Here is a 23680-nt window from a genome sequence, read left to right as displayed (position 1 = left end):
GCAGACGACGGGAGAGGCAACAAAAAAACAGATGACCGTCCCATGAACGTCATCTGTCTTAAAAGGTCAATTCGCTTTTTTCAGGATGTTCAGCAACCACTTCTGCAAGTCTTTGCCGCCTTCATAAAACGAACAATCGCGGAGCTCAATCGTATGTCCGCCTGCTTGAATCAATTCGTTGAACGTATCTCCCAGATCGCGGTTTTCCCACTGGCGTTCATCGTTGAGATACTTGAAACCGAAGTTGCATTCGACATTGAAGATGATATGAAACGGTTCCTTAAACGATTGGACGGCGCGGATCATTTCAACTAAAATCATCCGTTTTGGTGTTGATTTTTTAAATGTATCGATGACAGTCGTCCGGCGTCCGTGAAATTCGACGACCCGGACCGCACGTCCTTCATCGGCTTTGAAATCATAACTCGTCCGGATGGAGACGATGATTTCGCGTTGATCAGTTTGTTGCATATTCTACCACTGCCTTTCTCTCGCTTGAGTATACATCACTCGTGGCATGTCTTGAAGGGTTATTTCACAATCCGTCCCAAGAACGATTGAAACCTCCTATTATTTGGCTTATAATGAAAAATATGATGAAAGGAGCCCGATTGTGAAACCGTTATTTTCCATTATCCTGACGATTTGTTTAATTTTTACGGGCTGTTACTGTACACTCGACGAGCAAACGGAAGGTCCCCACTTCAAGTCTCGTGCCCGAACGATCTCGAAGTACCATACGTTTGACATCGAATTTTCAAAAGGCTTACGACCGGACCAGGTCTCGAACCGGACCGTCACGATCACGGATTCGACCGGGGAACGGATGCAGACGGAACTCGAAGTCATCGATGGCAAGGAACTGCGGATCAAACCGCCCCGCTCCGGTTACCAAAAGGGTCGCCGGTACATCATACATATCCGGGACTCGATCGATGCACGAAAACAAATCAAAAGTAATACGATAAAAGAACGAATCTTCACTGTTGACCGCTGACAGGAAGGTTCGTTCTTTTATCGTTAAGTACGAAACGGGGTCCGGCGCGTGCCCCGTTCAGACCGCCAATCGAAATGTTATTGAGGATAATGCTATGTCCTTGTTCCCGGTATTGTTGATGAGAACATCCAGTTTTCCGTACGTGGTAATCGTTTCGTCAATCAGCTGACGGACTGCCGCTTATCCGTCTTGATGGCATGGGCTGTTTCCCCGCGTCATGTGATTGCCTCAGCGACCTGATTTGCTCCGTCACCATGAATATTAGAAATAACGACTTTGGCCCCTTCGGCCGAAAATATTTCTGCCATTGCCTTGCCCATACCGGAAGCTGCTCCCGTGACGATAATGACTTTTCCTTCTAAACGCATGAATAACTCACCCTTTCCGTTTGAGTTTGTCTTTTCCCTTTTTTTGACTAAACAGTCGACAAGTCAAGACGACTGGACAAAAAAACAGGAACTTTAATAGAAATGGACGACTCAATTTTTCCCAAGACATGGATAGTCCTCTGTCAATGTCATTTTACTTCGATTAAAAAAGCGACGTTCCCGTCTCCTTTTCCCCACCAAGCCGACACATGATACGTGTAGAGACCTTTCTCCGTTGGAACGGTCAGCTGGTTATCTTTCAATCGCACCTTTTTTCGGGTGCCGTCCTGTTGCCACTCCTCAACTTTAATTCGTTTTGGCGTCGGACCATCGTTGTAAGTGACATCGATGATCGCACCCGGTTTGATGACGGTCGGTGTTTGTTTTGCCGTCATTTCGAGTGGCGTCGTATAGATGTAGTCGACGCATTGTCCCCGCAAAAGACTATGCCAACAATAGGAACCACTTGTCGTCTCGAGAGAGGTTCCTTTAACAGTGACCTCCGGTTCCGGTGGTGCACCGCGGAACGGTTCAAAAAATAAAATCAATCCGCCGACTAATAAAAGAATAAGCCAAAATCCTTTTCGCATCGTTTTTGTCCTTTCTGCCTTTGAACTGTCCGTCCGAGGTTTGCTTATGCTTAAAAGAGGTTAATACTTCTAGGGTTGAGTTAAAAAATATGTAGGAGGTTTTTTGAATGATCGAAAACAAAGTCGTCATCATTACAGGAGCATCAAGTGGCATCGGGGAAGCCACTGCCAAGTTACTGGCTAAACAAGGCGCGCAACTGGTCCTCGCAGCACGCCGGGAAGATCGTTTGAAAACCTTGCAACAGGAAATCGAACAACTGGGCGGTAAAGCCGTCTATCAAGTAACGGACGTAACGGATTCAGCACAAGTCGAGCAACTGGCAAAGCTTGCGCAAGACACGTTTGGTGCGGTCGATGTTCTCGTCAACAATGCGGGCTTGATGCCGTTATCGAAACTGAACAAAAATAAACAGGATGAATGGAACAAGATGGTCGACGTCAACATCAAAGGCGTTCTCTATGGCATCGGTGCCGTCTTGCCGTACATGCGCGAGCAGAAACGCGGACACATCATCAATATCTCCTCGATTGCCGGACACGATGTCATGCCATCGAGTGCCGTCTACAGCGGGACGAAGTTTGCGGTCCGTGCCATCACGGAAGGTCTTAGAAAAGAAGAATCGGTTGAGAATAACATCCGGGCGACAATCATTTCACCGGGAGCGGTCGATACCGAATTGAAAGATCACATCACGGACGAAGAAATTAAACAAGGCATCGGTAACTTAAAAGCGATGGACGCAGGTGCGATTGCTCGGGCGATTGCCTACGCCGTCAATGAACCGGACGACGTAGCCGTCAACGAAATCTTAATCCGTCCGACAGCACAACAATAAGTCAAAACGAACACCGCCTGATTCAGGCGGTGTTTTTTTTATGGAGTAATCGTTCCGCAATCAGCTGATAGGACCGGAGCCGTTTGTCCTGATCAAAGGCGTTGTTGATCAACAGAAACTGATCGGTCTGATACCGGTCGGACAAGTCCTGCAGTTCTTTAGCGACGGTCTCCGGTGTTCCGACGATCGACCGCCGGCGGTCGTTTTGAATACGCCGTTGCTGTTCTTCGTTCCACTGTTTCGTTTCAGTCGTCGCAAACGACGGGACAATCGAATGGCCAAGCCGGATTCCTTGAATCCAGGCATCTTGCGTCCGTGCCAATGCTTCCGCCTCGTCCATCGTCTCGGCACAGATGACGAAGACACAGACGATGACGTTGGGTGTCCGTCCGTCGACCGGAACGAATTCATCCCGGTAGGTCTGTAACGTCTCTTTCCACTTGTCCGGATTGATGAAGTGACCAAAGACCAGTCCGTGTCCCCGTTCAGCGGCCAGTGAGGCACTGCGCGGCGACAGTCCGAGCACGGATAACGGGATCCGTTCCTCGACACGCGGCGTCGTCTTGACGATCCGGTACGGATGACGCGACGACAAGGAATCTGTCAAAAAACCTTCAACCTCGTCGAGTAACCGCGGAAATTCAGCAGCCGCGTTATCTGCTCCGTCTGTCAACGCACGCCGGGTCCGTTCACTGCCGCCCGGTGAATTGCCGATTCCGAGTTCAATCCGGTTCGGATAAAACGCAGCCAGTGTCGAAAACGTCTCAGCGATTTTTAACGGACGGTACTGAGGTAATAACACCCCGCCGGACCCGAGTTTGATCCGGGAGGTTGCATCCCCCATCCGGGCGATGAATAATTCCGGTGCGGCACTGAGCAGTCCGTTCGTATTGTGATGTTCAGCAAACCAATAGCGTTCGTACCCGAGACGTTCTGCCTCGAGGACAAGACGTTTCGTCGCTTCCATCGTCTGTTCGATCGTATCTCCTTCATGGAGCGGGACTTGATCCAATATTCCTAAGCGCATACGCTCGCCTCCTCACCTGTTCAGTGTAAGCGGTCGTTGCACTGAATTCAAAAAGAAGGTATCGTCAGACGCGGACCAGCCGACGGTCTTCGATGATCAGACCATCACGCATCTCGATTTTCCGGTTCGCCCGTTCGGCGAGAGCCGGATCATGGGTGACGAACAAGACGCCGCAGCCCTTCTCTTCATTGAGGGAGCGCAACAGGTTAAAGATGATTTCGCCCGTTTCCGTGTCCAAATTGCCGGTCGGCTCATCCGCAAGCAACCATTTCGGTTCGTGGACAAGCGCCCGTGCGACGGCAACCCGTTGTTGCTGACCGCCGGATAGTTGTGACGGCAATGAGCCGGCTTTGTCCGCGAGTCCGACTTTCTCAAGCAAGGATAAGGCCCGCTCTTTTTTGTCGTATGCTACTTTCCGTCCAAACAACGGCGCCATGACGTTTTCAAGCGCCGTCAGCGTTGGAATCAGATGGAACTGTTGAAAGATGAAGCCGACGTTCTCGAACCGGAAATCAGACAGCTCCCGGCTCTTTAGCTGATGAATCGATTGACCGCCGTATGATAACGTGCCACTCGTCGGACGATCGAGTGTCCCGATTAAGCTCAGTAGCGTCGATTTTCCCGACCCCGACGGTCCGATAATTGAGATGAAATCACCTGCTTCGAGCGTGAGATTGATATCCGACAACGCATGGGTCTCGATCCCGTCACCGGTAAAGGATTTTCCGATCTGTTGACAGATGAATGTATCTTGCATGTTTTCCCTCCTCAAGTAAGTAGATGTCTACCTATTTCTCCTTTTTATTGGGAATTCCTGCAAAAAAAGGCCTTCTTTTTCAGAAGGTCTGCTTACGATGACATCGAAGGTCGATTGGACGACATCTTTTTTTGATACATCAGTTCATACGGCACGATATAAAACAGACAGGCAAGCGTTGCAAACTGGATGATTCCGCTGAGATTACTTCTTGATTCGACGAATGTCATCTGTCCGAAATAATCATAAAAACCAATGAACAACAGAATCGTAAAGATGCCGGCCGTCAAATAGATCAATACCCGTAAAGGGAACGGGTAACGTTGCGCGATCCATAACATCGGCAGACCAACGGCGAACGTAAACAACGTCGTCGCAAACGTGCCGAATTGATATAAAAACTCATTTTCGACATTTGTTAAGAAGGCATACGCAGTGAACAATAAAAAGGATCCAATTGCACTGACGGCTGAATAACTGACCAGACGCATGACGACATTTCTCCTTTCAAAAGTGAAGGCGTTTTCAAAAAAAGACAGACGACCATCATCTTGCTGACGCAAGACGATGAATGACATCAGATAAGGTTTCGACTTCGAGTTCCGCCTCGAGTGCCTGTTGTGCACGCACGAAGGTATCGTCGAGCGTCGATTGGATATTCCGACCGACCGGACAAGCTGGGTTCGGTCGGTCATGCATCGAAAATAAAGTCTCCTTTGGTTCGACTGCGCGGTAAACCATCAATAACGTAATGGCAGCCGGATCTTTCGTCAACGTCGCACCCGTTTTTCCGGCGACGGTCTGAAGTAGACCCGCTTGTCGTAACAATCCGGTCAGACGGCGAATGACGACCGGATTCGTATTGACGCTCCCGGCGATATATTCGGAAGACAAGGCTTGACCCGGATGGGTGGCGATTAACGCCAAGATATGAACGGAAACCGCTAAACGACTATTAATCATTTCTTTCACCACCAATGCTTTCAGTTTAATGAGCTCGACGTTTAATGTCAATTGGCTTGACAATCGCAATTTCTGTAACTAAACTAATTACATGTAAGAGGTACATACCATCGAAGGAGGCGTTTCTGATGAAGATTGCGATTATTGGAGCCAGTGGAAAAGCAGGTCGTATCATATTAGAGGAACTGGCGGAACGGGGTCATGCCTTGACGGCGATCGTCCGTGATTCAACACGAACGGAGCACGATACCGTACTCGAAAAGAATGCGTTTGAACTGACGACGGAGGAGTTGACGGATTTTGACGTCGTTATCAATGCGTTTGGAGCAGCTCCAGGGAACGAACACCAACATGTCGATCTCGGTCGGCACTTGATTGATCAATTGCGCGGTACGTCGACACGACTGATTATCGTCGGAGGGGCCGGCAGCCTGTACGTCGATCCAGCAAAAACGGTACAATTGGCGGATACACCGGACTTCCCGGCGCCTTACCTGCCAACCGCGAAAAATCAGGCGAAAAATCTAACAGATTTACAACAGACGACGGATTTGCACTGGACGTTCATCAGTCCGGCTGCGTTTTTTGATCCGGCAGGCGAACGGACCGGTCAGTATCAATTGGCGCAAGACGTCCTGACGGTGAATGCTGCCGGTGACAGTTACGTCAGTTATTCGGACTATGCCATCGCTTTGGCGGACGAAGTCGAGCACCATCGTCATGATAAAGAACGGATTTCCGTTGTTTCAAAATAAAAGATGAAGCTGACTTTCTCATGTTTTGAGAGAGTCAGCTTTTTTGTACGTTATACTAAATTAATTAAGAAAAAATCCAAATAGGAGGTATATAAATTGTCTCATTTTCCAGATGAACTCGCGTTACTCGCTTTGTTTCGTGTCGAACCAATCGTTATAGATTTGACGGAAGGTTTGGATCTTTTTTATCAAGAATCGAGCTATCGTTTCTCGACCCCTACAGAAGACTTTATCGTCACCCTCTTTCCTTCGATGGATGAAGTGACCATTCAAGTGAACCAATCGGTGACGAAACATCTCATTTCCTATCTATCCTTGAAACAAGTAACATCATTTGAAATCATACAAGATGATCGAAAAAAATCGATGATTCGTCTCCTTTTAGACAAAGAGGAAGTCCGTCAAACAATTGAAATCGATTTTCGTCCGATATTCCGCCAAAGCTTAACGGAACATTTGATTCGCTGAATTCCAGACCCTGGCACCTCCACTTTCATCCCTCTTGGTTTTCCCTTATACTAGTAAAGGATGAATTAAAAAAAGTCTACTGGATGAATTTCGTTTATGGGCTAACCTAAATTTATGAGACAATATAAAACACCTTCGGAGTGGTACACTAAAAAAAAGTACTAGTATCGGAGGTGTTTTTGCATGGGCAAAAACGTATATTCAAGCGAAGTGAAATGGGCAGTTGTGAAAGACAAACTGAGTGGTGAGCTAACGACTAAAGAAATCATGGAAAAGTACGGAATCAAAAACAAATCTCAGATTGAGACATGGATGAGATGGTATCGAGCAAACGAGATCTATCGATTTGATCAGCCAATCGGAAAGCAATATACCTACGGACATGGTCCTGATTCTGCGAGTGAGGATGACAAGAAAGAACGACAAATGTCTCACCTGAAGATGGAGAACGAAATCTTAAAAAAGTACATGGAAATCGAAAGAGAGTTGAGAAAAAAGTAGTCCTAAACATCGTGGATTTTATGAGGACGAAGTATACAGTCACTACCATCCTAAGTGTCCTAGACGTATCACGGGCAACCTATTATCGTTGGGTTAAAGAACCCGTGAAGCACCCTTCGGTGCTAAAACAAGCAATCTTCGAACTCTGCAAAAACACAAAGTACCGAAACGGACACCGGAAAATAAAGGCGCTGTTACAGCAAATCTACCAACTGGCAGCAAATCGGAATACTGTCCAAAAAATCATGCAAAAGCACCATCTTCAGTGTCGGATCAAGCCTAAACGAAGATGGAAATCTCGGGGGGAGAGCGTCATCATAGCTCCTAACCTGCTTCAGCGTGACTTCACGGCGAGTGAACCGAACCAGAAGTGGGTGACGGACATCACCTATATCCAATATGGTAGTACGACAAAGTATCTTTCGACAGTCATGGATCTATTCAATAACGAGATCGTGGCCTATAAGCTATACGACCATCAACAGACGCCCCTCGTCATCGATACATTACAAATGGCGATAGCGAATCGAAATCACCCCGAGGGGGTCATCATTCATTCGGATCAAGGAAGTGTCTATACGTCCTATGTCTTTCAAGATTTCGTCAAGAGGAACCACCTGACGAGTAGCATGTCTCGTAGAGGAAACTGTTGGGATAATGCGGTGATCGAATCGTTTCATTCCAACTTGAAGTCTGAGGAGTTCCAGTACGTCAAATTCAATTCGTTGGGAGACCAGGAGGTCTCTGAGCGGGTTATTCACTATTTAAACTACTATAACGAAGAACGAATTCAAGAAAAATTAGGCTACCTGACACCGCTAAAATACGGTGTACTGGCAGCCTAATCAAGGTGTTTTATATGTGTCTCATATCGCTAGGTCAGTCTATTACGCGTCACTTCTTTTTTAAAAGGACTATGTATGCATATATTCATTTCGGGTTTGTATTACGTTTAGAGTGAGGAGAAAACCATGATTATTGGCTATATGCGACCATTTTTTGAAGATCCGGCATGTGAGATACAGGCGTTTGTACTCGCATCATACGAGACCGATGACGTCAGGAAAAACATGGTTCTGCGAAACGGCGTATCGCCCTCAATCAAATTTTGGAGCATATAGCACCTGGTGACGTCTTACTTGTTTCCCATCTCTATGTATTAGCAGATTCGACCCGTCATTTAATCGAGATTTTGGATCTGCTTGAGACGAAACAAGCGTTTCTCTGGTGTGTTCGTGAGGAAATTGATACCCGCCGTCCGTTACACCATTCGTTCCGAGAGATCGTCCAGCACCTTGTTGCGCTGCAAAGTGACGTCGTCAGCATGACGACACGCGAAGGGTTGTCAAAAGCAAAAGAACTTGGCAAACAGACCGGACGTCCCCGAAAAGCAGATGAAAACGTGAAACGCGCGATTGAGATGCATCAAAGCAAACCGTATAGCTTAGCCGATATCCGTGAACAAACGGGAATTAGCAAAAGTACGCTCTACCGATATTTAGAGCAATGAAGACAAACGATCCCTCGCACACAGTCATTCGCGAAAGGGATCGTTTTCTAATAGAGAGGAGAATAAACCATGGTAAACGATTTTAACGCGTTACAGGAAACCTTACAAAAACGGTTTGAAGCACACATTCATCGTCACCCCACTGTCGCATGGAATGAGGTTCAAACGAAGTTGTCGGTAGCGACTCTTCAGTCATTAGATTGGATGGAACAGACTGGTGGAGAACCGGATGTCATATCGATGCCGGACGGTCGCCTGCTTATGATCGATTGCGCACCGGAAAGTCCGGCGGGACGAAGAAGTTTGTGTTACGACGATCTGGCACTCGAAAAACGGAAGAAAAACAAACCATCCGGCAGTGCGGTCGCGACAGCAACGGCACACGGTGTCGCGTTATTAACAGAGGACGACTATCGTCATCTGCAAACGTTAGGTGAATTTGATTTGAAGACATCGAGTTGGATTGAAACGCCGGAGACGATTCGGACACAAGGTGGTGCCCTCTATTGCGACCGGCGGTATGATCACGTTTTCGTGTATCACAATGGAGCGGATTCCTATTATGCGAATCGGGGTTTTCGGACATATTTCGTTCTATAAACGATTTGAATAAGCGGTGCTCACTATAACAAGTAGGCACCGCTTATTGTTGATTGACACTATTACGGAATAATGACTAGCGATACTGTTCTTTTTGTCTCATCCTCTTCTTTTTTTGTTGATAACTCATAATATTTTTCTAACAAAGTACCAAGTTCTGATTGAAATGAATGAAAAATTTCATCGGACAAATTTAATTTAACTAATGAAAATGTTGCTTTATCCGGAGAATCTGTTGTAGTCAGCTTGTCATGATAATTTTTATATTTTTGTAAAATGTACATAAAATAGAACGAGACAAAATTAACTTTCTCGTCATATGTCGCTGAAGCCCAGTCTTCTTCTTTAATTTTGTATCCGGAGGTATTCAGTGCATAAATCTTTTCCTCGACTTTTCCTACGCGCTGAATGCCAACCACTTTCAATAAAGAATCTTTGAGCATCGCATTCACATGGCGGTACAGTGTAGCTTGTGGAACATCCGAGAGTAATTTATTTAGTTGCATAATGGACAATCCTTTATCGCGATCAATTAATTCCAACGCAATTTTGAACCTGATTTGGTTTTTAAATAAATCTAAATTCATTTTATCTATCCCTTCGTTCGATATTATTTTCGCTATATACCTTGGTTGAGGCTGTCTATTCAAAAAGATAATCTTTTGCTGGATGTTCTTTTGTTATTCCTGCTACATGAACATACCATATGTCTATCCTGATTTTTTAAATTTCGTTGATTTCATAAACAGTAAAAAACTGGTTGACTTATTAATTATCATTATTGATAATGATAATAGAAAGAGGTGAAAGCATGAACATAGATATAGCTCCTTTACTAGAAATCGATTGGCTTCAACTGCTTCCTCTCATCATTCCTATCCTTTTCTTAAATGTGTTGTTGATTGGAATTACCCTTTTAGATTGGTATAAAAGAAAAAATCAAATTGTTCTGCCATACATGTGGCTATTGATCATTGTAAGTATGCAAATGATTGGTCCAATTCTGTACTTAATGGTAGGAAGGAGAAACGTCCGTCATGATTACGATTCATAATCTGCATAAAACGATCGACAAACAAAAGATTCTTAGCGGTATTCATCTTTCAATCAAGGAAAATGAATGTGTTGGATTGATTGGTCCAAACGGAGCAGGAAAAACAACCCTTCTTAAATGTCTGATGGGTATTCTTTCATACGAATCGGGTGATGTTTTATTTGACACTCAACCCATCGAAACATGTAAAAAACATATCGGCTATCTATCACAATATACAGATTTTAAAGCATGGATGACTTGCAAAGAATCACTTCTCTTTTTCGGGAAATTGTCAGGTGTAAAAAAAGAAACATTAGAAAACAGGATTCAAGAAACCTTAAAAGAAGTTGGTTTGTATGAAAAGCAACATTTTAAAGTAGAACAACTATCTGGTGGGATGAAGCAACGTCTTGGAATTGCCCAAGCGATTCTACACAATCCACGGTTTTTAATTCTAGATGAACCTGTCGCATCACTTGATCCGATAGGCCGAAGTGAGATACGAAAGCTCATCATGCATTTGAAACAACGAATGACCATTCTTCTTTCGACGCATATTTTGCACGATACAAATTACATTTGTGACCGCTATATCGTCATGAAAAATGGTCAGATTATTGGTAACATTAATCAAGGCGATCAACCATTCGACTCTAAACAGCTGCTTGTTAAATTGAAAGACCCTGCCCAAATAAACGAAACTCGAGAATATTTGGAATTTGTCTGTTTGGAAGAATTAACACAAGATACATTTCTCGTAACAGGAGCGGAAGCATTCGATTTAAAAAAAGTCATAACCGCTTTTTCTTTTAACAAGATTGAAGTGATATCGATTGGTTTTTATGAAAAAGGATTAGAAGACATGTTTCTCGAACTGGCGGCAGATATATGAACAATTTAGCGATCCTTATCCGAGTGGAATTAACGGAAGCGGCAAAGGAATATAAATATGTTTGGTTGACAATCTTTTTTATCATACTTGGTCTTACGCAACCCCTGATCAATATGTATCTAGAGATCATTCTGCAACAGTTGGGTGGTACTTTTGGAGTCATGTTAGACCCAAACAAACCCTCCCCAACTTCAAATGAAATTTTTTTGTCGACCATCTCCGGTCAATTTAATCAAATCGGTCTTGTTATCTTAATTATCAGTTTCATGAGTCTGATAGCAGCTGATCGCGAAAATGGGATGCAAGATTTTATTTTGACACGACCGGTATCGATTTACAGTTATGTATATGCAAAGCTTATTGCTCATTGGTTGATCAGTATGTTTAGTATCTTATTCGGGATTCTTATATCATACTTCTACACGGTGTATTTATTCGGTTCTTTCTCCCTGTTAAAACTGATTTCTTTTTCATTCCTGTACAGTCTTTGGATTCTTTATCTTGTTAGTCTTGTCATCGTCATCAGCATATATATTAAACATCAGGTCCTCATTGCTGTTTCGACAATCGGGATTACCTTTGTTCTTCTATTCATCAATAACTTTAACCCAACGTTCTCTTATCTTTTACCGTCATCCATTTTAAACGTGGCAGCACATCAAATATCAGATGCTCATGATTTTCACCATCTAAGTGTTGTATCTTGTCTGTTGTTCACTATTTCTCATCTTGTATGGGCCACTATGAAGCTAAAAAGAATCTAAACGTAAATTCTTAAAAATTGATAATCCTCCCCTTTCTATATTTACATTCTAACTTTTACTAAAAGCACGGCATCCGATTTTTCGGATGCCGTGCTTTTTATGCGTATGACTCTTGAAGATAAAAGAACTAAAAATGGTATTTTTTGTATATATAATGATTTTTATTTGCTATACTTTAGTGTGAATCATTCGTAAATAATTCCATTATTCTATCAAAAGTATGAAAACATAAGGTAGGTGAACACGTTTGTTATGGATTGGAATCACGATTGGAATCGGATGCACCTTGCTTGGAAGATGGTTTTTTAAGAAATACCTGACGCCGTTCGCTGCCTCTTCGACGATTGCCACCTTCGGGAATCACTCCAAGGACATCATGTATATCTTTGAAGTCAAGCCGGATTATCGTTTCCGTTACATCAGTCCATCATTGGATGATCATATCGGTGCCGGAACCGTCGAGGCCAGTTATGCCGATCCATCGGAATGTTTTGACCGGATTCATCCGGAAGATATCGAGATTTTGATGTCGAAAATCTCGGGTAACTGCAACTACGACGAACCGTTTCTACAACGTTGGCGGACGAACGTTGGTACATATATTTGGTTTGAGGAATATACGACACCGATTTATGAGAACGGCGAAATCGTTGCTGTTCAAGGAGTAATTCGAAATATGGACGCAGCTAAAGCCAGGCAGCAGGAACTCGAACAACTATGTCAGCGGGATACGTTGACCGGGCTCTACAATCGGCACGCATTTGATTGTCTGATTGAAGAGATGCATTCTCCTAATCCCATTCCGCTTGGTGTCATCACGTTGGATCTGAACGATCTAAAACGGGTCAATGATCGGTTTGGTCATATCGCGGGTGACGCCTTGCTCCAACAGACGGCCCTTTGTTTATCCCGTTTCAGCCAAGAAGCATTCCGTCTTGGTGGAGATGAATTCGTCATCGTCTGTCAGGGTTACACGGAACAAGAGTTTCTGCTTTTGATTGATCAATTACGGAACGAGTTTCTCAAACATGAATTGTCGATTGCCATTGGTTGTTCGTATGTAGAAGCGACAACCGATTTAGTGAACGTATTTCAAAAAGCGGATCAAGCGATGTACCGCGAGAAGCAGCGAACTAAATCACTCGTTTGAATGAATCAATATGCGTTCGAGCCTTTCATTAAACAGCTTCGGCTGGTCCAGGTTCGCTGTATGACCGGCACCCGGAATCAAGTCAATCACTGCTGTTGGATAAGCCTCCTTTATCAGTTCAGCTCCTGCCACTTCATGTGCCTGCTCCGTTCCGTTCAAAATATAGACGGGAACGTGTAGTCCTTGTAACGTTTCCGCAGACAGGGTTGGATAACGAAACGTCATTTGGTGCAACACCCGTTGCATCGTCCTCTGCCATCGTTCCCCGTGAAGGGCCGCAAACTGGGCCGCAATCAACGGTTCATGTTGTTCGATGTCCAGGAAATAGTCGTATTGCTGCACCATGACGTCCGTCAGTTCTGCCGGAACGCTTGGAGTATACCCGGTCAAAATGATGCCATCGACCAGCGTGGGTTCTGCGAGTGCGACTTGGATCGCAAGCGATGCGCCGAGCGACAGACCGACGAGATAGCCAGGTCCTGTTCTACGCATGTGCTCAATGACGTGATGTACTGCCTGATCCACATAATCGACTGCGGCATCATTAGGTGACGTCCCGTGACCGGGTAAATCCATCAAAATGACGTCATAGTCTTGTTCAAAATGCACAGTTTGTTGGTCGAAGTGGGTTTTCCCTGTTCCCATAAATCCGTGTAAAAAGTAAATCCGTTTCATGTCAACACATCCTTCGTTGGAGCTTGGTCAAGCTGTCGGATTGCAGAAATGACGAGCTCCGGTCGATCGAGGTGAATGGTATGGCTCGCTCTTTCAGCAAACCGAATCGTTGCCGTTTTTGTCAGGTTCGCCTGTCGCAAGAGGAGTTGATGCCACGTTTCTTCCAGTTGACGCACTTCCGCTTCCGGTAATCCGTCCTGCAGTCCTTCTGCAATGGCTTGCCTTTGATCCCGACCGAGGACGACCAGCGGCAGGTCGGGAAAAGGACTTCTTTTTATCCGTTGTGCATCGGTTTTCCAGTGCTGAACTTCTGACGCCATCATCGCATACAAAGCCGGTTCAATCTGGAAGTTGAGCAGCGCCGACTGAATCGTCAGCGGTAATCGGTGTTGCGCCGGCGTCAGTGTCGGTTGAATCAAAAGACGTAACTGGTCGTTCGTTTGCGTCGCATAATACCGGCATTGTTCGATCCAAGTGGCATCGGATGACAGGGTATCGAGCACGGGCGTATCGAGGGCATCGAGTTCGTGTAAGTCAACCGACGTCGAATCGACCAATAGCAGCCCTTTTAACTGATCGGGATACCGGATTGCGAACTCTTGGGCAATCAATCCCCCATAGGAATGACCGACTAAGAGAATCGGTTCGCCTACGCCGCAATGGGTCAACAGTTTTTGCAGTTGTTGGACAGCGTGACTGGTCCGGTGAATCCCGTCCCCTTCCCGCCATGAATGCCGGTGGAAGCTAAGCACCCGATTGGTAGTTTGCAGTGTTTGGACAATCTCATGCCACTCGTCATAAGAACTGTTCATTCCGGTCAAAATCACGATGGGTGTGCCGGCTGTTTGTGTATCCAGGTACTGTGCTGGATGAAATAAAGACGTTTCTGTGCGCATGGTGGATCTCCTTTTACAGTTGTCCTGACGTAATAGACGGATATAGTGATGTTCTGTATAGATTTAAGATATCCTTTTTACCTTACTTAAATAATTAAGTATAAAATTACGGTAAATGAAATATACATAATAGATAGAAGTTTCCATCTCATGACTCTCTCGGCTGTTTTATTTTATCTCGATCGCGCCACCTCTTTACGGCGCTTTTTGGCGGTGCAACACGAAAAGCGAATTGCACCACGTTCCACTTGTCCGCTTGATCTGTATCAACAACTTTTTCTGGCACTTGATCAAAACGGTCACGTTTGGAAGGATATCGTCTATCAACAATTAATCGCCCACTTGCAGCTTAAAGGTGTTACCGTTTCCGAGTTGCTGCACGACTACATCTCCGAGTTTGCAAAGACGAGTGTTCTGTTCCCTGAGACATGCCACATGCTGAAGCAACTTCGCGCGTCATACCGGCTGGGTCTCATAACGAACGGTCGGAGTGACTTGCAACGTGCCGTCATCGTACATCATCAGCTGCAGACATTTTTTGACCCGATTATGATTTCGGAAGAAGTGGGTCTTTCCAAGCCGAATCCCGAGCTGTTCTTACGCCCATTGATCAACTGGGGACTTGCGCCGGAAAATGTTTTATTTATCGGGGATCATCCGCTTCATGACATCAAAGGAGCAGAAGCAGTCGGGATGACGGTCATCTTAAAAACAGATCATTCGGTCGCCGCCAGTCCGTCCTCCTATACGGTGAACGATTGGTCGGAACTTGAACCCATTCTCATACAACTTCATTCAGAAAGAAGGTCACGCTCATGACAACTGCTTATCAGATTCGCCCGTACCAAGAACATGACTTCCCCGCCATCCAGCGCTTAAATGCTGCGGAAGGCTGGAACCAGCTCGTTCGTCTGCATGAACGGACCCAACTCGCTTGGCAACACTCAAACGTAGCGCTTGTCGTCGAACATGCGGGGGACGTCATCGGTTATGTCCGCGGAATGACAGACACCCAGGTCACATTGTACATCTGTGAATTACTAATTGATGCTGATTTCCGCGGGAGAGGGCTCGGTCAACAGCTGTTCGCCCGTCTCCATGACTGGTATCCGACAACCCGGATTGAGGTCCTGGCGTCAAGCAGCTCGGAAAGTTTTTACCGCGGTCAGGCATTTCGCCCGTTTTACGGCTTTCGGAAGTCCTTTGAGTAATTGGTGTTACTGGTTCAACTGCCCCCAGACATCATCAAATACTGGACCGTTGACGGCAAAGTAACGGTCGAGCGGTTCATAATAAACATAGCCTTCACGAATCAACCGGAATTGGTTCGTCACCCCGTCTGCCATCGTCACGTTCAGAATCCGCAGGTCGGTGTCATTTTGATACTCGACGACATCTGCCGCAAGATCCGACTCGCGTAACGGAACCGTCTTGCTCAATTCAGCAAATAATTGTCGCAGCTGGGATCCTGCTGAAATCGGTTCCGAGCTGGTCGATTCCCATGTCGAGAACGTTTGATAATTAGCACGAAGAATTGTCTGTTGCAGGTGAAGCTGTTGGAAATAATCCGGACGGAATGTCGACCGGTCCAGCACGCGGACGATTTCAGCCCCGTCTTCCTGTCCGACCGCGAGCAGTCGGATTGCGGGATCATATCCTTTTACGACGTAAATCGTGTAATTCTCTAGATTCGATCCAAGTGATTGCTTGACGTTAACGGCTTCCGCGCCTTCGGTCCAGGTGTTTTGGGAGACACCTAACTTTTGTCCACGCAACTGAAACTCCGTTTCTTCGGCGATTGTCGTATCACTTTGCAGGTATATCGCTTTCTGGTAGACAAGTCCTGGAATCATCGAGGCGGTCGATTGGTCGATCGGCGGCTGGATCCAGGACTCCATCCGGTCGTATTGCAGGACGCCGAGCACGAGCACAGCCGCTACAGCCAGTCGTGGTAATAAGCGATCCCACTTTGTCCGGTAGAGTCCCTGCTCCATCCGGGCGTGAACGGTATCCGGTACGGGAATGTCTTTTAATACTGTCTCAAGTTGCTGTTTCATCCGGACTCTCCTCCTTTCGCTTGGTGCCGTTGCAGTTTTTGAATCGCCCGGTATAACGTACTTTTCACCGTACTGACCGGAATGTCGAGTAAATCAGCGATTTCCTGAAAGGAATAATCGGCTTGATAACGTAACGTGACTAACGACCGTTCCTTGACATCGAGTCGTTCAAGTAAATCAGTCAGGTACAGTTGATCAACGACCAGATGTTCAAACGACGGGATTTGCGGCTCACTCCTATCCTGTGCCGTATCGTTTGTCCAGACCAGCACTTGGTATTTCTTAAGATGATCGAGTGCTGCATTGATCGTGATCCGGGTCAGCCAAGTCTTAAAATAGGTGACATCCTGCAGCGACTTCCGGTACTTCCAGGCGCGAAAAGCGACTTCCTGCACGTTTTCGAGCGCTTCCTGCTTGTGATTTAAATACAGATACGACATCCGGTAAATATAGCGTTCTTCGGCATATAACGCTGCGAGAAACACATCATCCGTCCAACTCCCGGCGATTTTTTTACGGAACACAGCACTCCTCCCTTTCCTTTCTATATCATTAGACTGATTATGTACCAATTTAGTTTCAAAAATCTGTAAAAAATATAAGGCAGGGGGATATTCAAATGAATTTTTACACGCCCAGCAGCTTCCGCAACATCAAAGATGTCCAATTCATAAACGACCAACTGATCAAGCGAGGTCATTGTCTGACGTACGACTGGACACAATCGGAACGGGTCGATACACCGGCTGTCCTGCAACGAATCGGACAGCTGGAACTGAATGCCGTCCAGTCGAGCGATTGCTTGATTTTAGTGCTCCCTGCCGGAAAAGGAAGCCACGTCGAGCTCGGGATTGCCCTTGCCAATCAGATTCCGATTTTTCTTTGCATGACGGACGAAACTTGTTGGATCGGTCCGGAAGCGAGCACATTTTATCATATTGACGGCATTATGAAGTGTATCGGTCCTCCCAAAGGCTGGGTCCAGACTATTCTAGACGCAATGAACGAGCAGACTGTCCGGTGAGATTGTGCTGAAAGAACGAATCTGCCAAAGTGTTAATATGCCTCAGCTAAACACAACGTTTAGCTGATTTTTTTATTCTCATTCAACCGGAAACTTCTGTTTCGATTTTCTATTCTCTATTTAATAAATCTTTTTTAAATAGACAAAATTTTCAAATAATACTACACTAATTTTACCTTAATTTGTAAAGGGGGTGGTTTGATGGATATTTTGGTCAAAGACGTCTCGCATACATTCAGCCAGGCAGGATTACAGAGTGAAGTCTTAAAAGCGTTGACGTGTCAGTTTTCTACGAGTGATATCACCGCCCTCGTCGGTCCGTCTGGATTAGGCAAATGGACGTTTTTAAGTTTGATCGGCTCGCTCGACCGGCCGACATCGGGGCAAATCGACTATGACGGACAAGACATCACGAAGTGGAAGAACCGGCAATTGTCGAAGTTCCGGGCGCAGGAAATCGGTTTTGTATTCCAACAGTTTCACCTTTTGCCCGCTTTGACGGTCAAAGAAAACCTGCTCGTTCCCTTACTGAAACAAAAAACCGACTTCAACAAAGAAGACCGGATTACGGAAATCTTGGAAAAAGTCGGATTGACAGCGAAACAGGATGTCTTGCCGGCTCAATTGTCCGGCGGGCAACAGCAACGGGTCGCGATCGCCCGAGCCCTGATCAATCGGCCACGCTGGATTCTCGCCGACGAACCGACCGGCAATCTCGATTCGGTTAACGGGGAGATGATCTTTCAACTGTTGCTTGACCTCCATCAGGAAGAACAATGCGGTATTCTGTTCGTCACGCACGATTTGGCACTCGCTGAGCGGGCGGAACGGATTTTGTTCATGCAGGATGGGCGAATTGTCAAAGATCGACGGAAACAAACTGTCCGAAGTGTGTGAAAAAATAATAATAAAGGAGGTTTAAGTTGTTACGTTTTGTCATGAATCAATGGCGCCGACAACGGTTTAAGTTCATCCTGACACTTGTCGGAGCGCTCATCATCAGTGCCGGACTAAGTCTGATGTTCAACCTGACCGATTCGAGTCAAGGAACGGTCGAACAGACGTTACAGAAAAAATGGTCGTCCGCGTACGATATCGTCGTCCGGCCAAAAGGCAGTCAAATACTGAAATTCCCGAAAGGAAATGGGATCTATCGCCTTACTACGAGAGAATACGATGATTCGGGGATAAAAAAAGAGCGCTTGTATGATCAGACGTATCATGTCGCACAAGGAACAAAGATTGTCATGCCCGAAAAAAGCAGCATGTCGACACGGCCGCTCAAAGAATTTTCAAACCTTTATTTGAACCATCTGACGCTACTCGTTGCGATTGAGCCCGTTGCGGAAGCAAAGCTCGTTGGCTTAGATAAAAGCATTTTAGATCAACAAAATTCTCGCTACTTTACGGATTCCGATCGCTATCGTGTAGGAGGAGATGATGGTCGCCATTACATTCCCGTCCTCATCAATCCGGATGCTGTCAGCGCCGGAAACTTTGAATTCACAGTCGAAAAATTAGAAGTACCCTATTCGACTGAGCAAGATCAACAAAAAATCGTCAATAAACTCTTAAAAGACGATCAAAAAAAATCGATGTTTGATTCGTCCTTAAACACATATCCTTCAAAAGTCCTGCAAAAAGTCACCGTTCCGGTCAAAGATATGCAACACATTTACTTTAATTCACTTCATGGGAAGACAACACGCTATATGAACCGTGACGCTTCAGGCACCAATGAAGCCGGATTATTTTTCAAAACAAGTCCACTTACTTACGATTCAATCACAAGTCCCTTTAAAGCCCGTTGGTCACATGCTTATGAAGTCAAAACAGAACCAACCAAATTGAACAATTGGTCATTCTCTACTTCTAATATCCCGAAATACGGGTATCGATCAATCCAATCGAACGGCAAGAAAACGAAGTCAAATGATCCGGATATACTTCCTTACGTCGTCCCCTATGTGTCGATGGATATTATAGGACAATACGAATCAAACAAAATTAAAGTCTCGAAAGATCCTTTGAATGAATTACCAATGGAAACGTATCGTCCGTCGACTGCCGATTTAGTACTGGATGCCGATCAACAGCCAATCAATCCGGCACGAAAGATCCGATCGTCCGGGAACCCAGTTGGACTGTTGACGAACTCACCAAATATCTTAACGACACTCGACAGTGCTCGCGCCATCTATGGTGAAAAATCGATTTCTTCCATCCGCCTGAAAGTCAAAGGCGCAACGACCGTCAGTGAAGAGTCGGAACAACTCCTACAAGACGTCAAGACACAAATCGAACAGGAAACCGGACTGATTGCCACGATCACGAAAGGTTCATCGCCGCAACCGGTCGTGACGAAAGTCGTCGATAACGGTAAGACACTCGGCTGGATTGAACAGCCGTGGGTTCACATCGGCGCCGCGATGACAATCTTCCGCGAAACGAGTGTCGGCTTCTCCGGTGTCATCTTTGCGATGCTTGCTGTTGCGATCGTCTATGTCCTTGCGACGAGTTACGTTTCGATGCTCGCCCGGCGGAAAGAATTTGCTGTGTTGCTGGCACTCGGCTGGCGGACAAAAGACTTGTACCGGATTGTTTTGATTGAAGCCGTGCTCCTTGCTGGATTTGTCTCGGTCATTGCGTTACTCGTCGAAAGCATTTTCTCGTATGTCCGAAACGAAACGATGAACGGGTGGAGCTTACTTTGGATTACCCTGTTCAGTCTCGTGATTTACTTTGCCGGTGCCGCCTGGTCTGCCTTTACGATCCGGAAAATTTCCCCGTACGAAGCGATTAAGACGGGTGAATATGCGTCGTCATCTCATGTCAAACTGGGTCTTCGTTCGACCTGGACACTGGCGCTAAAAGAAATCTTTGGCAAGTGGAAACGCAATGCATTGTCGATTTTATCGATTGCTTTACCGACGGCTCTGTTGACGTTCTTCCTGTTCGTGACGTTCCACCTGCAAGGGGTGCTTTACACGTCATGGCTCGGTCAGTTTGTCGCGTTACAGGTCGGGCCGATGCATTACGTAACGATGGGCGTTGCGATTACGATCGCCATTCTAACGACCGGCAAAATCATGTGGCAAAACGTCACCGATCGACGGGCGTCGCTCGCGATTTTAAAAGCGGTCGGTTGGACGAATCGCTCCGTCCGTCAATTGATTGTGTTAGAAGGGATGCTGATCGGTTTCGTTGCCGGAATCGTCGGACTGAGCATTTCCTACATCACGATTTATGTCTTGTATGATCTCGTCCCGTGGGATGAGCCGCTGTTGATTGCTGTCTCCCTGCTTCTGCCGGTGCTATTCGGAACGATCGCTTCGCTCCTGCCGGCGCAAATCGCAGCACGCGTCAATCCCTATCAGGAATTGAAAGATGCAGGATAATCAAAATCAGTAGACAAAATGAAGGCCGGCTCTCGACATACGAGGTCCGGTCTTCAGGTCGTTCTGGTCATGTGGTTCGTCAGGCGCGTCGTCCCCTGGTGGATGAGCCAAGCAACCACCAAGATGAACGGGAAGAATTGTAACGGAAACAAAAACAACAGCAAGGTTGCGGTGACAAACGGTTGCTTGAGGATGACCGTACAACTGGCGGCGACGCTGACTGCGATCAGCAGGCCCGGTGTATACGGGAAAACGGACGCTAAGGCAAATGCCATCGCTGTACTGGAAAAGACCGCCGGAAAGATTTTTCCGCCCCGCCATCCGAACGAAAAACAGACATGGGTCAAAAGCGCTTTCCCGATGGCGATGCTGATTAAGAATAAGACCGATTGATCGAAGGCAATCCGCGAGAACTCAAGAATTTTTTGTTCGCCGGAAAATAAGAAATAGGACGACATGCTGCCGAACAGACCTAAGATTGCACCGGCTGTCAGAGCCAGCCCCAGTGGATGCGGATACTTCCGTGCCACCGCATCCGTCCAGCGACCAAACATTACAAATAGATACCCGAATCCGGTCCCGATCATGACTGCCGGAAGCAGGAAGTACATCACCTCCGTCGTCCAGTTGACTTTCGGTGTGCTGATCGAAAACAGGACTTCGTGCGGGAACAGTCGATTCAATGTCGTAAACGCGAAAATACCACAAGCCGTCGTCAACCCATACAACAAGACTTTGATGGATTTACGCTTGAAGTTGGACCGGTTCACCCCGTCTTCGAGAGCTTCACTGACGCCGATCAACGGCGCATAAAAAATCGTCGATAACATCGCTCCGATCCCAAGATCAAGCAACTCTTTTTTCTTCTGCAACGTCCAGGTCATCCGGTCACCAGCCCACGTCATCCATCCGCCGAGGATGCTGATCAATGCCGCTTCCGGTCCGAGACTTGCTCCAAACGTCAGGACGAGTAAGGCAGCCACGATATTTTTAACAACCGTCCCTTCATACGCGACCCGTCCCGTCGTCTTGAATTCCTCAAGCGTCTGATGCATCGTCCGGGGATAGTCGCCGATATACGTTTGAAACAGTCCGATCAGCAGTCCACCAAACAGACAAATCCAAAACGGATAAAACGTGATGTCCAGCTGTCCAGGAATCGTCGTCCAGACAAGATGAATCAGCAGATTCGACAATGCCAGAAACAATGATGCGAGTGCACCAACGAGAAAACCAAGCAAACAACTGTACAGGACGAATACCAGATTAAAGTTCATCCGCATCACTCCTCAGCCCAAGAAAAAAAGCCTGTCACTTCCGGTTTGATTTGTTTTTATTTAAATGGAACTCTTTTAACGCCCGGTTGAAATTGACGATCAGGGCACTGATGACACCAATCCCAAGCAAGACATAACCCATCGTAAAAATCTTGCCGATCGGCGTGACCGGATGAATATCACCATATCCGACCGTCGTCAGCGTCATGACGGAAAAGTACAGCGCATCCAGATAACTCAGTTGTTCGACGCTGTGATAAAAAAACATCCCGACCGCAAGGAGAAAAGCGACGGAGAACATGACAGCTTTTTGTTCGTCCTGCCGAAATAGGATTTTCAGGACGTAATACATATTGCGTAATAGAATGAAAAAGGCAATCATCGCATCCATCCTCTCCTCACAAGCAGACTTGACACGTAACGACTATCGTTCCTTTACCTTATCTATTGAATTACCCGAAAAAAGGAAGAACGATTCTTAAATCGTCTCCCTTTACGTCCATCCTCTAGTTCGGTTTCCAATCTGTATGTCCACTCCCTTATTTTGAACAATAGAATAAGGTAATATGAAGGTTCCTGCAAAACATTCATCTACTTTAGAGGAGGTCAGAAAAATGCGTATTCAAATCATCGGCGGTTCCGGCACCGGAAAAAGCACGCTCGGCAAGTGGATCGGGCAACAAGAAGGCATCCCCTGGATTGACAGTGATCATTACCTGTGGACAGACCACACCTTTACCGAAAAACGATCGGTCGCGGAGCGGTATGCCTTATATACACCGGATATCGAAAACCACCAACAGTATGACGTCTCCGGTTCCGTCTTTTCGTGGAATTCGGACGGCTTCGACAACCGGGAGTTGCTTGTTTTTTTACGCTTGGATGAAGCCACACGGATGAACCGTTTAATCAAACGGGAACAAGAACGGTATCCTGATTTCAACGGATCCAATGAATTTCTCGATTGGTGCGGGACTTACTTGACGGCGACCGATCCGGCGATGATTGGGACGTTAGCGGAGCACCGTCTTCAAATGGAACAATCCGCTTCTCCCGTCATTCAAATCGATGCTGCCTTATCGACGGACGCAATGTACAAACAAATCAAATCTGCCTATCAGAAACTATATCCGTAATGG

Annotated in this window: 31 protein-coding genes; 17 read left to right on the top strand and 14 right to left on the bottom strand. The window is 46.1% G+C overall.

Annotated elements, in window-relative coordinates:
* Positions 1 to 66 precede the first annotated feature (66 nt).
* The gene (locus tag P404_RS0116555; protein ID WP_026831408.1) at positions 67 to 471 is read right to left on the bottom strand and encodes a hypothetical protein; all 405 of its coding nucleotides are present in this window, start codon (positions 469 to 471) and stop codon (positions 67 to 69) included.
* Between the two features lie 142 nt (positions 472 to 613).
* Here P404_RS0116555 and P404_RS0116550 point away from each other — a divergent pair, with 142 nt between their 5' ends.
* On the top strand, positions 614 to 997 hold the full coding sequence (locus P404_RS0116550; RefSeq protein WP_014970421.1) for a hypothetical protein: 384 nt from the start codon (positions 614 to 616) through the stop codon (positions 995 to 997).
* 215 nt (positions 998 to 1212) lie between these two features.
* Here P404_RS0116550 and P404_RS18880 read toward each other — a convergent pair whose 3' ends face one another.
* The gene (locus P404_RS18880; protein ID WP_236624447.1) at positions 1213 to 1365 is read right to left on the bottom strand and encodes an SDR family NAD(P)-dependent oxidoreductase; all 153 of its coding nucleotides are present in this window, start codon (positions 1363 to 1365) and stop codon (positions 1213 to 1215) included.
* A gap of 149 nt (positions 1366 to 1514) precedes the next feature.
* The gene (locus P404_RS0116535; RefSeq protein ID WP_026831407.1) at positions 1515 to 1955 is read right to left on the bottom strand and encodes a hypothetical protein; all 441 of its coding nucleotides are present in this window, start codon (positions 1953 to 1955) and stop codon (positions 1515 to 1517) included.
* Between the two features lie 107 nt (positions 1956 to 2062).
* Here P404_RS0116535 and P404_RS0116530 point away from each other — a divergent pair, with 107 nt between their 5' ends.
* On the top strand, positions 2063 to 2791 hold the full coding sequence (locus P404_RS0116530) for an SDR family oxidoreductase (RefSeq protein WP_014970419.1): 729 nt from the start codon (positions 2063 to 2065) through the stop codon (positions 2789 to 2791).
* A gap of 22 nt (positions 2792 to 2813) precedes the next feature.
* Here P404_RS0116530 and P404_RS0116525 read toward each other — a convergent pair whose 3' ends face one another.
* The 4 genes from P404_RS0116525 to P404_RS0116510 form a co-directional block, all read right to left on the bottom strand.
* Positions 2814 to 3818, bottom strand: coding sequence for an LLM class flavin-dependent oxidoreductase (locus P404_RS0116525; protein ID WP_026831406.1), 1005 nt, complete (start codon positions 3816 to 3818; stop codon positions 2814 to 2816).
* Between the two features lie 64 nt (positions 3819 to 3882).
* Positions 3883 to 4575 carry an ABC transporter ATP-binding protein gene (locus tag P404_RS0116520; protein WP_026831405.1) on the bottom strand — a complete coding sequence of 231 codons (693 nt, stop codon included), beginning with the start codon at positions 4573 to 4575 and terminating at the stop codon, positions 3883 to 3885.
* 92 nt (positions 4576 to 4667) lie between these two features.
* On the bottom strand, positions 4668 to 5066 hold the full coding sequence (locus tag P404_RS0116515; RefSeq protein WP_026831404.1) for a hypothetical protein: 399 nt from the start codon (positions 5064 to 5066) through the stop codon (positions 4668 to 4670).
* Positions 5067 to 5121: 55 nt separating this feature from the next.
* A complete protein-coding gene (locus P404_RS0116510; RefSeq protein ID WP_026831403.1) occupies positions 5122 to 5538 on the bottom strand; it encodes an Rrf2 family transcriptional regulator in 417 nt (138 codons plus the stop codon).
* A 128-nt stretch (positions 5539 to 5666) separates the two neighbouring features.
* Between P404_RS0116510 and P404_RS0116505 the strand changes: the two genes are divergently transcribed.
* From P404_RS0116505 to P404_RS0116480, 5 genes are all read left to right on the top strand, one after another.
* The gene (locus tag P404_RS0116505) at positions 5667 to 6293 is read left to right on the top strand and encodes an NAD(P)-dependent oxidoreductase (protein ID WP_026831402.1); all 627 of its coding nucleotides are present in this window, start codon (positions 5667 to 5669) and stop codon (positions 6291 to 6293) included.
* A gap of 96 nt (positions 6294 to 6389) precedes the next feature.
* Complete coding sequence (locus P404_RS0116500; protein WP_026831401.1) at positions 6390 to 6761, top strand: hypothetical protein; 372 nt, start codon at positions 6390 to 6392, stop codon at positions 6759 to 6761.
* 183 nt (positions 6762 to 6944) lie between these two features.
* Positions 6945 to 8107, top strand: a protein-coding gene (locus P404_RS0116490; RefSeq protein ID WP_150111995.1) for an IS3 family transposase whose coding sequence is annotated in 2 segments (ribosomal slippage) — positions 6945 to 7221 and positions 7221 to 8107 — 1164 coding nt in all. Because the reading frame shifts where the segments join, the coding sequence is not laid out codon by codon here.
* A 263-nt stretch (positions 8108 to 8370) separates the two neighbouring features.
* A complete protein-coding gene (locus tag P404_RS17865; RefSeq protein ID WP_236624446.1) occupies positions 8371 to 8772 on the top strand; it encodes a recombinase family protein in 402 nt (133 codons plus the stop codon).
* 69 nt (positions 8773 to 8841) lie between these two features.
* The gene (locus P404_RS0116480; RefSeq protein WP_026831398.1) at positions 8842 to 9372 is read left to right on the top strand and encodes a DUF4256 domain-containing protein; all 531 of its coding nucleotides are present in this window, start codon (positions 8842 to 8844) and stop codon (positions 9370 to 9372) included.
* 62 nt (positions 9373 to 9434) lie between these two features.
* Here P404_RS0116480 and P404_RS0116475 read toward each other — a convergent pair whose 3' ends face one another.
* Positions 9435 to 9959, bottom strand: coding sequence for a helix-turn-helix domain-containing protein (locus tag P404_RS0116475; RefSeq protein WP_026831397.1), 525 nt, complete (start codon positions 9957 to 9959; stop codon positions 9435 to 9437).
* Between the two features lie 200 nt (positions 9960 to 10159).
* Between P404_RS0116475 and P404_RS0116470 the strand changes: the two genes are divergently transcribed.
* The 4 genes from P404_RS0116470 (at position 10160) to P404_RS17860 (ending at position 13214) form a co-directional block, all read left to right on the top strand.
* The gene (locus P404_RS0116470; RefSeq protein WP_338083328.1) at positions 10160 to 10426 is read left to right on the top strand and encodes a PLDc N-terminal domain-containing protein; all 267 of its coding nucleotides are present in this window, start codon (positions 10160 to 10162) and stop codon (positions 10424 to 10426) included.
* Positions 10410 to 11300 carry an ABC transporter ATP-binding protein gene (locus P404_RS0116465; protein ID WP_026831395.1) on the top strand — a complete coding sequence of 297 codons (891 nt, stop codon included), beginning with the start codon at positions 10410 to 10412 and terminating at the stop codon, positions 11298 to 11300. Before P404_RS0116470 ends, P404_RS0116465 begins: the two co-directional genes overlap by 17 nt.
* Complete coding sequence (locus tag P404_RS0116460) at positions 11297 to 12064, top strand: ABC transporter permease (RefSeq protein WP_026831394.1); 768 nt, start codon at positions 11297 to 11299, stop codon at positions 12062 to 12064. Before P404_RS0116465 ends, P404_RS0116460 begins: the two co-directional genes overlap by 4 nt.
* Positions 12065 to 12311: 247 nt before the next feature.
* On the top strand, positions 12312 to 13214 hold the full coding sequence (locus tag P404_RS17860; protein ID WP_051590545.1) for a sensor domain-containing diguanylate cyclase: 903 nt from the start codon (positions 12312 to 12314) through the stop codon (positions 13212 to 13214).
* Here P404_RS17860 and P404_RS0116450 read toward each other — a convergent pair.
* Positions 13203 to 13889 (bottom strand): alpha/beta fold hydrolase, encoded by a 687-nt coding sequence (locus tag P404_RS0116450; RefSeq protein ID WP_026831393.1) that lies wholly within the window; start codon positions 13887 to 13889, stop codon positions 13203 to 13205. The two genes, P404_RS17860 and P404_RS0116450, sit on opposite strands and share 12 nt — an antisense overlap.
* Positions 13886 to 14785 carry an alpha/beta fold hydrolase gene (locus P404_RS0116445; protein ID WP_051590544.1) on the bottom strand — a complete coding sequence of 300 codons (900 nt, stop codon included), beginning with the start codon at positions 14783 to 14785 and terminating at the stop codon, positions 13886 to 13888. Before P404_RS0116445 ends, P404_RS0116450 begins: the two co-directional genes overlap by 4 nt.
* A gap of 150 nt (positions 14786 to 14935) precedes the next feature.
* On the opposite strand from P404_RS0116445, the gene P404_RS17855 reads away from it, so the two are divergent.
* Entirely contained in the window at positions 14936 to 15604 is a 669-nt protein-coding gene (locus P404_RS17855; protein WP_051590543.1) for an HAD family hydrolase, read from the top strand.
* Positions 15601 to 15996, top strand: coding sequence for a GNAT family N-acetyltransferase (locus P404_RS0116435; RefSeq protein ID WP_026831391.1), 396 nt, complete (start codon positions 15601 to 15603; stop codon positions 15994 to 15996). The genes P404_RS17855 and P404_RS0116435 overlap by 4 nt, the downstream gene beginning before the upstream one ends.
* A gap of 6 nt (positions 15997 to 16002) precedes the next feature.
* On the opposite strand, the gene P404_RS0116430 is transcribed toward P404_RS0116435, so the two are convergent.
* On the bottom strand, positions 16003 to 16842 hold the full coding sequence (locus P404_RS0116430; protein ID WP_026831390.1) for a hypothetical protein: 840 nt from the start codon (positions 16840 to 16842) through the stop codon (positions 16003 to 16005).
* A complete protein-coding gene (locus tag P404_RS0116425) occupies positions 16839 to 17366 on the bottom strand; it encodes an RNA polymerase sigma factor (protein WP_051590542.1) in 528 nt (175 codons plus the stop codon). Before P404_RS0116425 ends, P404_RS0116430 begins: the two co-directional genes overlap by 4 nt.
* Positions 17367 to 17461: 95 nt before the next feature.
* Here P404_RS0116425 and P404_RS0116420 point away from each other — a divergent pair, with 95 nt between their 5' ends.
* The 3 genes from P404_RS0116420 to P404_RS0116410 all read left to right on the top strand — a co-directional run bounded on the left by P404_RS0116420 (position 17462) and on the right by P404_RS0116410 (position 21264).
* Positions 17462 to 17866 carry a hypothetical protein gene (locus P404_RS0116420; protein WP_026831388.1) on the top strand — a complete coding sequence of 135 codons (405 nt, stop codon included), beginning with the start codon at positions 17462 to 17464 and terminating at the stop codon, positions 17864 to 17866.
* Positions 17867 to 18067: 201 nt separating this feature from the next.
* Positions 18068 to 18763: an ABC transporter ATP-binding protein gene (locus tag P404_RS0116415; protein ID WP_034774726.1), complete on the top strand. Its 696-nt coding sequence runs from the start codon at positions 18068 to 18070 to the stop codon at positions 18761 to 18763.
* A gap of 26 nt (positions 18764 to 18789) precedes the next feature.
* Positions 18790 to 21264, top strand: coding sequence for an ABC transporter permease (locus tag P404_RS0116410; protein ID WP_026831386.1), 2475 nt, complete (start codon positions 18790 to 18792; stop codon positions 21262 to 21264).
* Positions 21265 to 21317: 53 nt separating this feature from the next.
* Here the strand turns inward: P404_RS0116410 and P404_RS17850 are convergent, their stop codons facing one another.
* Complete coding sequence (locus P404_RS17850) at positions 21318 to 22541, bottom strand: chloride channel protein (RefSeq protein WP_034774724.1); 1224 nt, start codon at positions 22539 to 22541, stop codon at positions 21318 to 21320.
* A 34-nt stretch (positions 22542 to 22575) separates the two neighbouring features.
* Positions 22576 to 22932: a potassium channel family protein gene (locus P404_RS0116400; protein WP_236624445.1), complete on the bottom strand. Its 357-nt coding sequence runs from the start codon at positions 22930 to 22932 to the stop codon at positions 22576 to 22578.
* Positions 22933 to 23155: 223 nt separating this feature from the next.
* Between P404_RS0116400 and P404_RS0116395 the strand changes: the two genes are divergently transcribed.
* Positions 23156 to 23677: a shikimate kinase gene (locus P404_RS0116395; protein WP_026831385.1), complete on the top strand. Its 522-nt coding sequence runs from the start codon at positions 23156 to 23158 to the stop codon at positions 23675 to 23677.
* Positions 23678 to 23680: the final 3 nt, after the last annotated feature.

It is taken from the genome of Exiguobacterium antarcticum DSM 14480, from assembly GCF_000685865.1.
GTDB lineage: Bacteria > Bacillota > Bacilli > Exiguobacteriales > Exiguobacteriaceae > Exiguobacterium_A > Exiguobacterium_A antarcticum.
The sequence above is the reverse complement of the archived record's forward strand: the minus strand, read 5'-3'. Positions and strand labels throughout refer to the sequence as shown.

Coding starts and splice junctions, on each gene's coding strand:
- P404_RS0116450 (WP_026831393.1), bottom strand. CDS start 13,889: ATGAAACGGATTTACTTTTTACACGGATTTATGGGAACAGGGAAAACC.
- P404_RS0116530 (WP_014970419.1), top strand. CDS start 2,063: ATGATCGAAAACAAAGTCGTCATCATTACAGGAGCATCAAGTGGCATC.
- P404_RS17850 (WP_034774724.1), bottom strand. CDS start 22,541: ATGAACTTTAATCTGGTATTCGTCCTGTACAGTTGTTTGCTTGGTTTT.
- P404_RS0116465 (WP_026831395.1), top strand. CDS start 10,410: ATGATTACGATTCATAATCTGCATAAAACGATCGACAAACAAAAGATT.
- P404_RS0116535 (WP_026831407.1), bottom strand. CDS start 1,955: ATGCGAAAAGGATTTTGGCTTATTCTTTTATTAGTCGGCGGATTGATT.
- P404_RS0116510 (WP_026831403.1), bottom strand. CDS start 5,538: ATGATTAATAGTCGTTTAGCGGTTTCCGTTCATATCTTGGCGTTAATC.
- P404_RS0116520 (WP_026831405.1), bottom strand. CDS start 4,575: ATGCAAGATACATTCATCTGTCAACAGATCGGAAAATCCTTTACCGGT.
- P404_RS0116555 (WP_026831408.1), bottom strand. CDS start 471: ATGCAACAAACTGATCAACGCGAAATCATCGTCTCCATCCGGACGAGT.
- P404_RS17855 (WP_051590543.1), top strand. CDS start 14,936: ATGACTCTCTCGGCTGTTTTATTTTATCTCGATCGCGCCACCTCTTTA.
- P404_RS0116525 (WP_026831406.1), bottom strand. CDS start 3,818: ATGCGCTTAGGAATATTGGATCAAGTCCCGCTCCATGAAGGAGATACG.
- P404_RS0116395 (WP_026831385.1), top strand. CDS start 23,156: ATGCGTATTCAAATCATCGGCGGTTCCGGCACCGGAAAAAGCACGCTC.
- P404_RS0116420 (WP_026831388.1), top strand. CDS start 17,462: ATGAATTTTTACACGCCCAGCAGCTTCCGCAACATCAAAGATGTCCAA.
- P404_RS0116435 (WP_026831391.1), top strand. CDS start 15,601: ATGACAACTGCTTATCAGATTCGCCCGTACCAAGAACATGACTTCCCC.
- P404_RS0116475 (WP_026831397.1), bottom strand. CDS start 9,959: ATGAATTTAGATTTATTTAAAAACCAAATCAGGTTCAAAATTGCGTTG.
- P404_RS0116515 (WP_026831404.1), bottom strand. CDS start 5,066: ATGCGTCTGGTCAGTTATTCAGCCGTCAGTGCAATTGGATCCTTTTTA.
- P404_RS0116445 (WP_051590544.1), bottom strand. CDS start 14,785: ATGCGCACAGAAACGTCTTTATTTCATCCAGCACAGTACCTGGATACA.
- P404_RS0116415 (WP_034774726.1), top strand. CDS start 18,068: ATGGATATTTTGGTCAAAGACGTCTCGCATACATTCAGCCAGGCAGGA.
- P404_RS0116430 (WP_026831390.1), bottom strand. CDS start 16,842: ATGAAACAGCAACTTGAGACAGTATTAAAAGACATTCCCGTACCGGAT.
- P404_RS18880 (WP_236624447.1), bottom strand. CDS start 1,365: ATGCGTTTAGAAGGAAAAGTCATTATCGTCACGGGAGCAGCTTCCGGT.
- P404_RS0116400 (WP_236624445.1), bottom strand. CDS start 22,932: ATGGATGCGATGATTGCCTTTTTCATTCTATTACGCAATATGTATTAC.
- P404_RS0116460 (WP_026831394.1), top strand. CDS start 11,297: ATGAACAATTTAGCGATCCTTATCCGAGTGGAATTAACGGAAGCGGCA.
- P404_RS0116505 (WP_026831402.1), top strand. CDS start 5,667: ATGAAGATTGCGATTATTGGAGCCAGTGGAAAAGCAGGTCGTATCATA.
- P404_RS0116480 (WP_026831398.1), top strand. CDS start 8,842: ATGGTAAACGATTTTAACGCGTTACAGGAAACCTTACAAAAACGGTTT.
- P404_RS0116470 (WP_338083328.1), top strand. CDS start 10,160: ATGATAATAGAAAGAGGTGAAAGCATGAACATAGATATAGCTCCTTTA.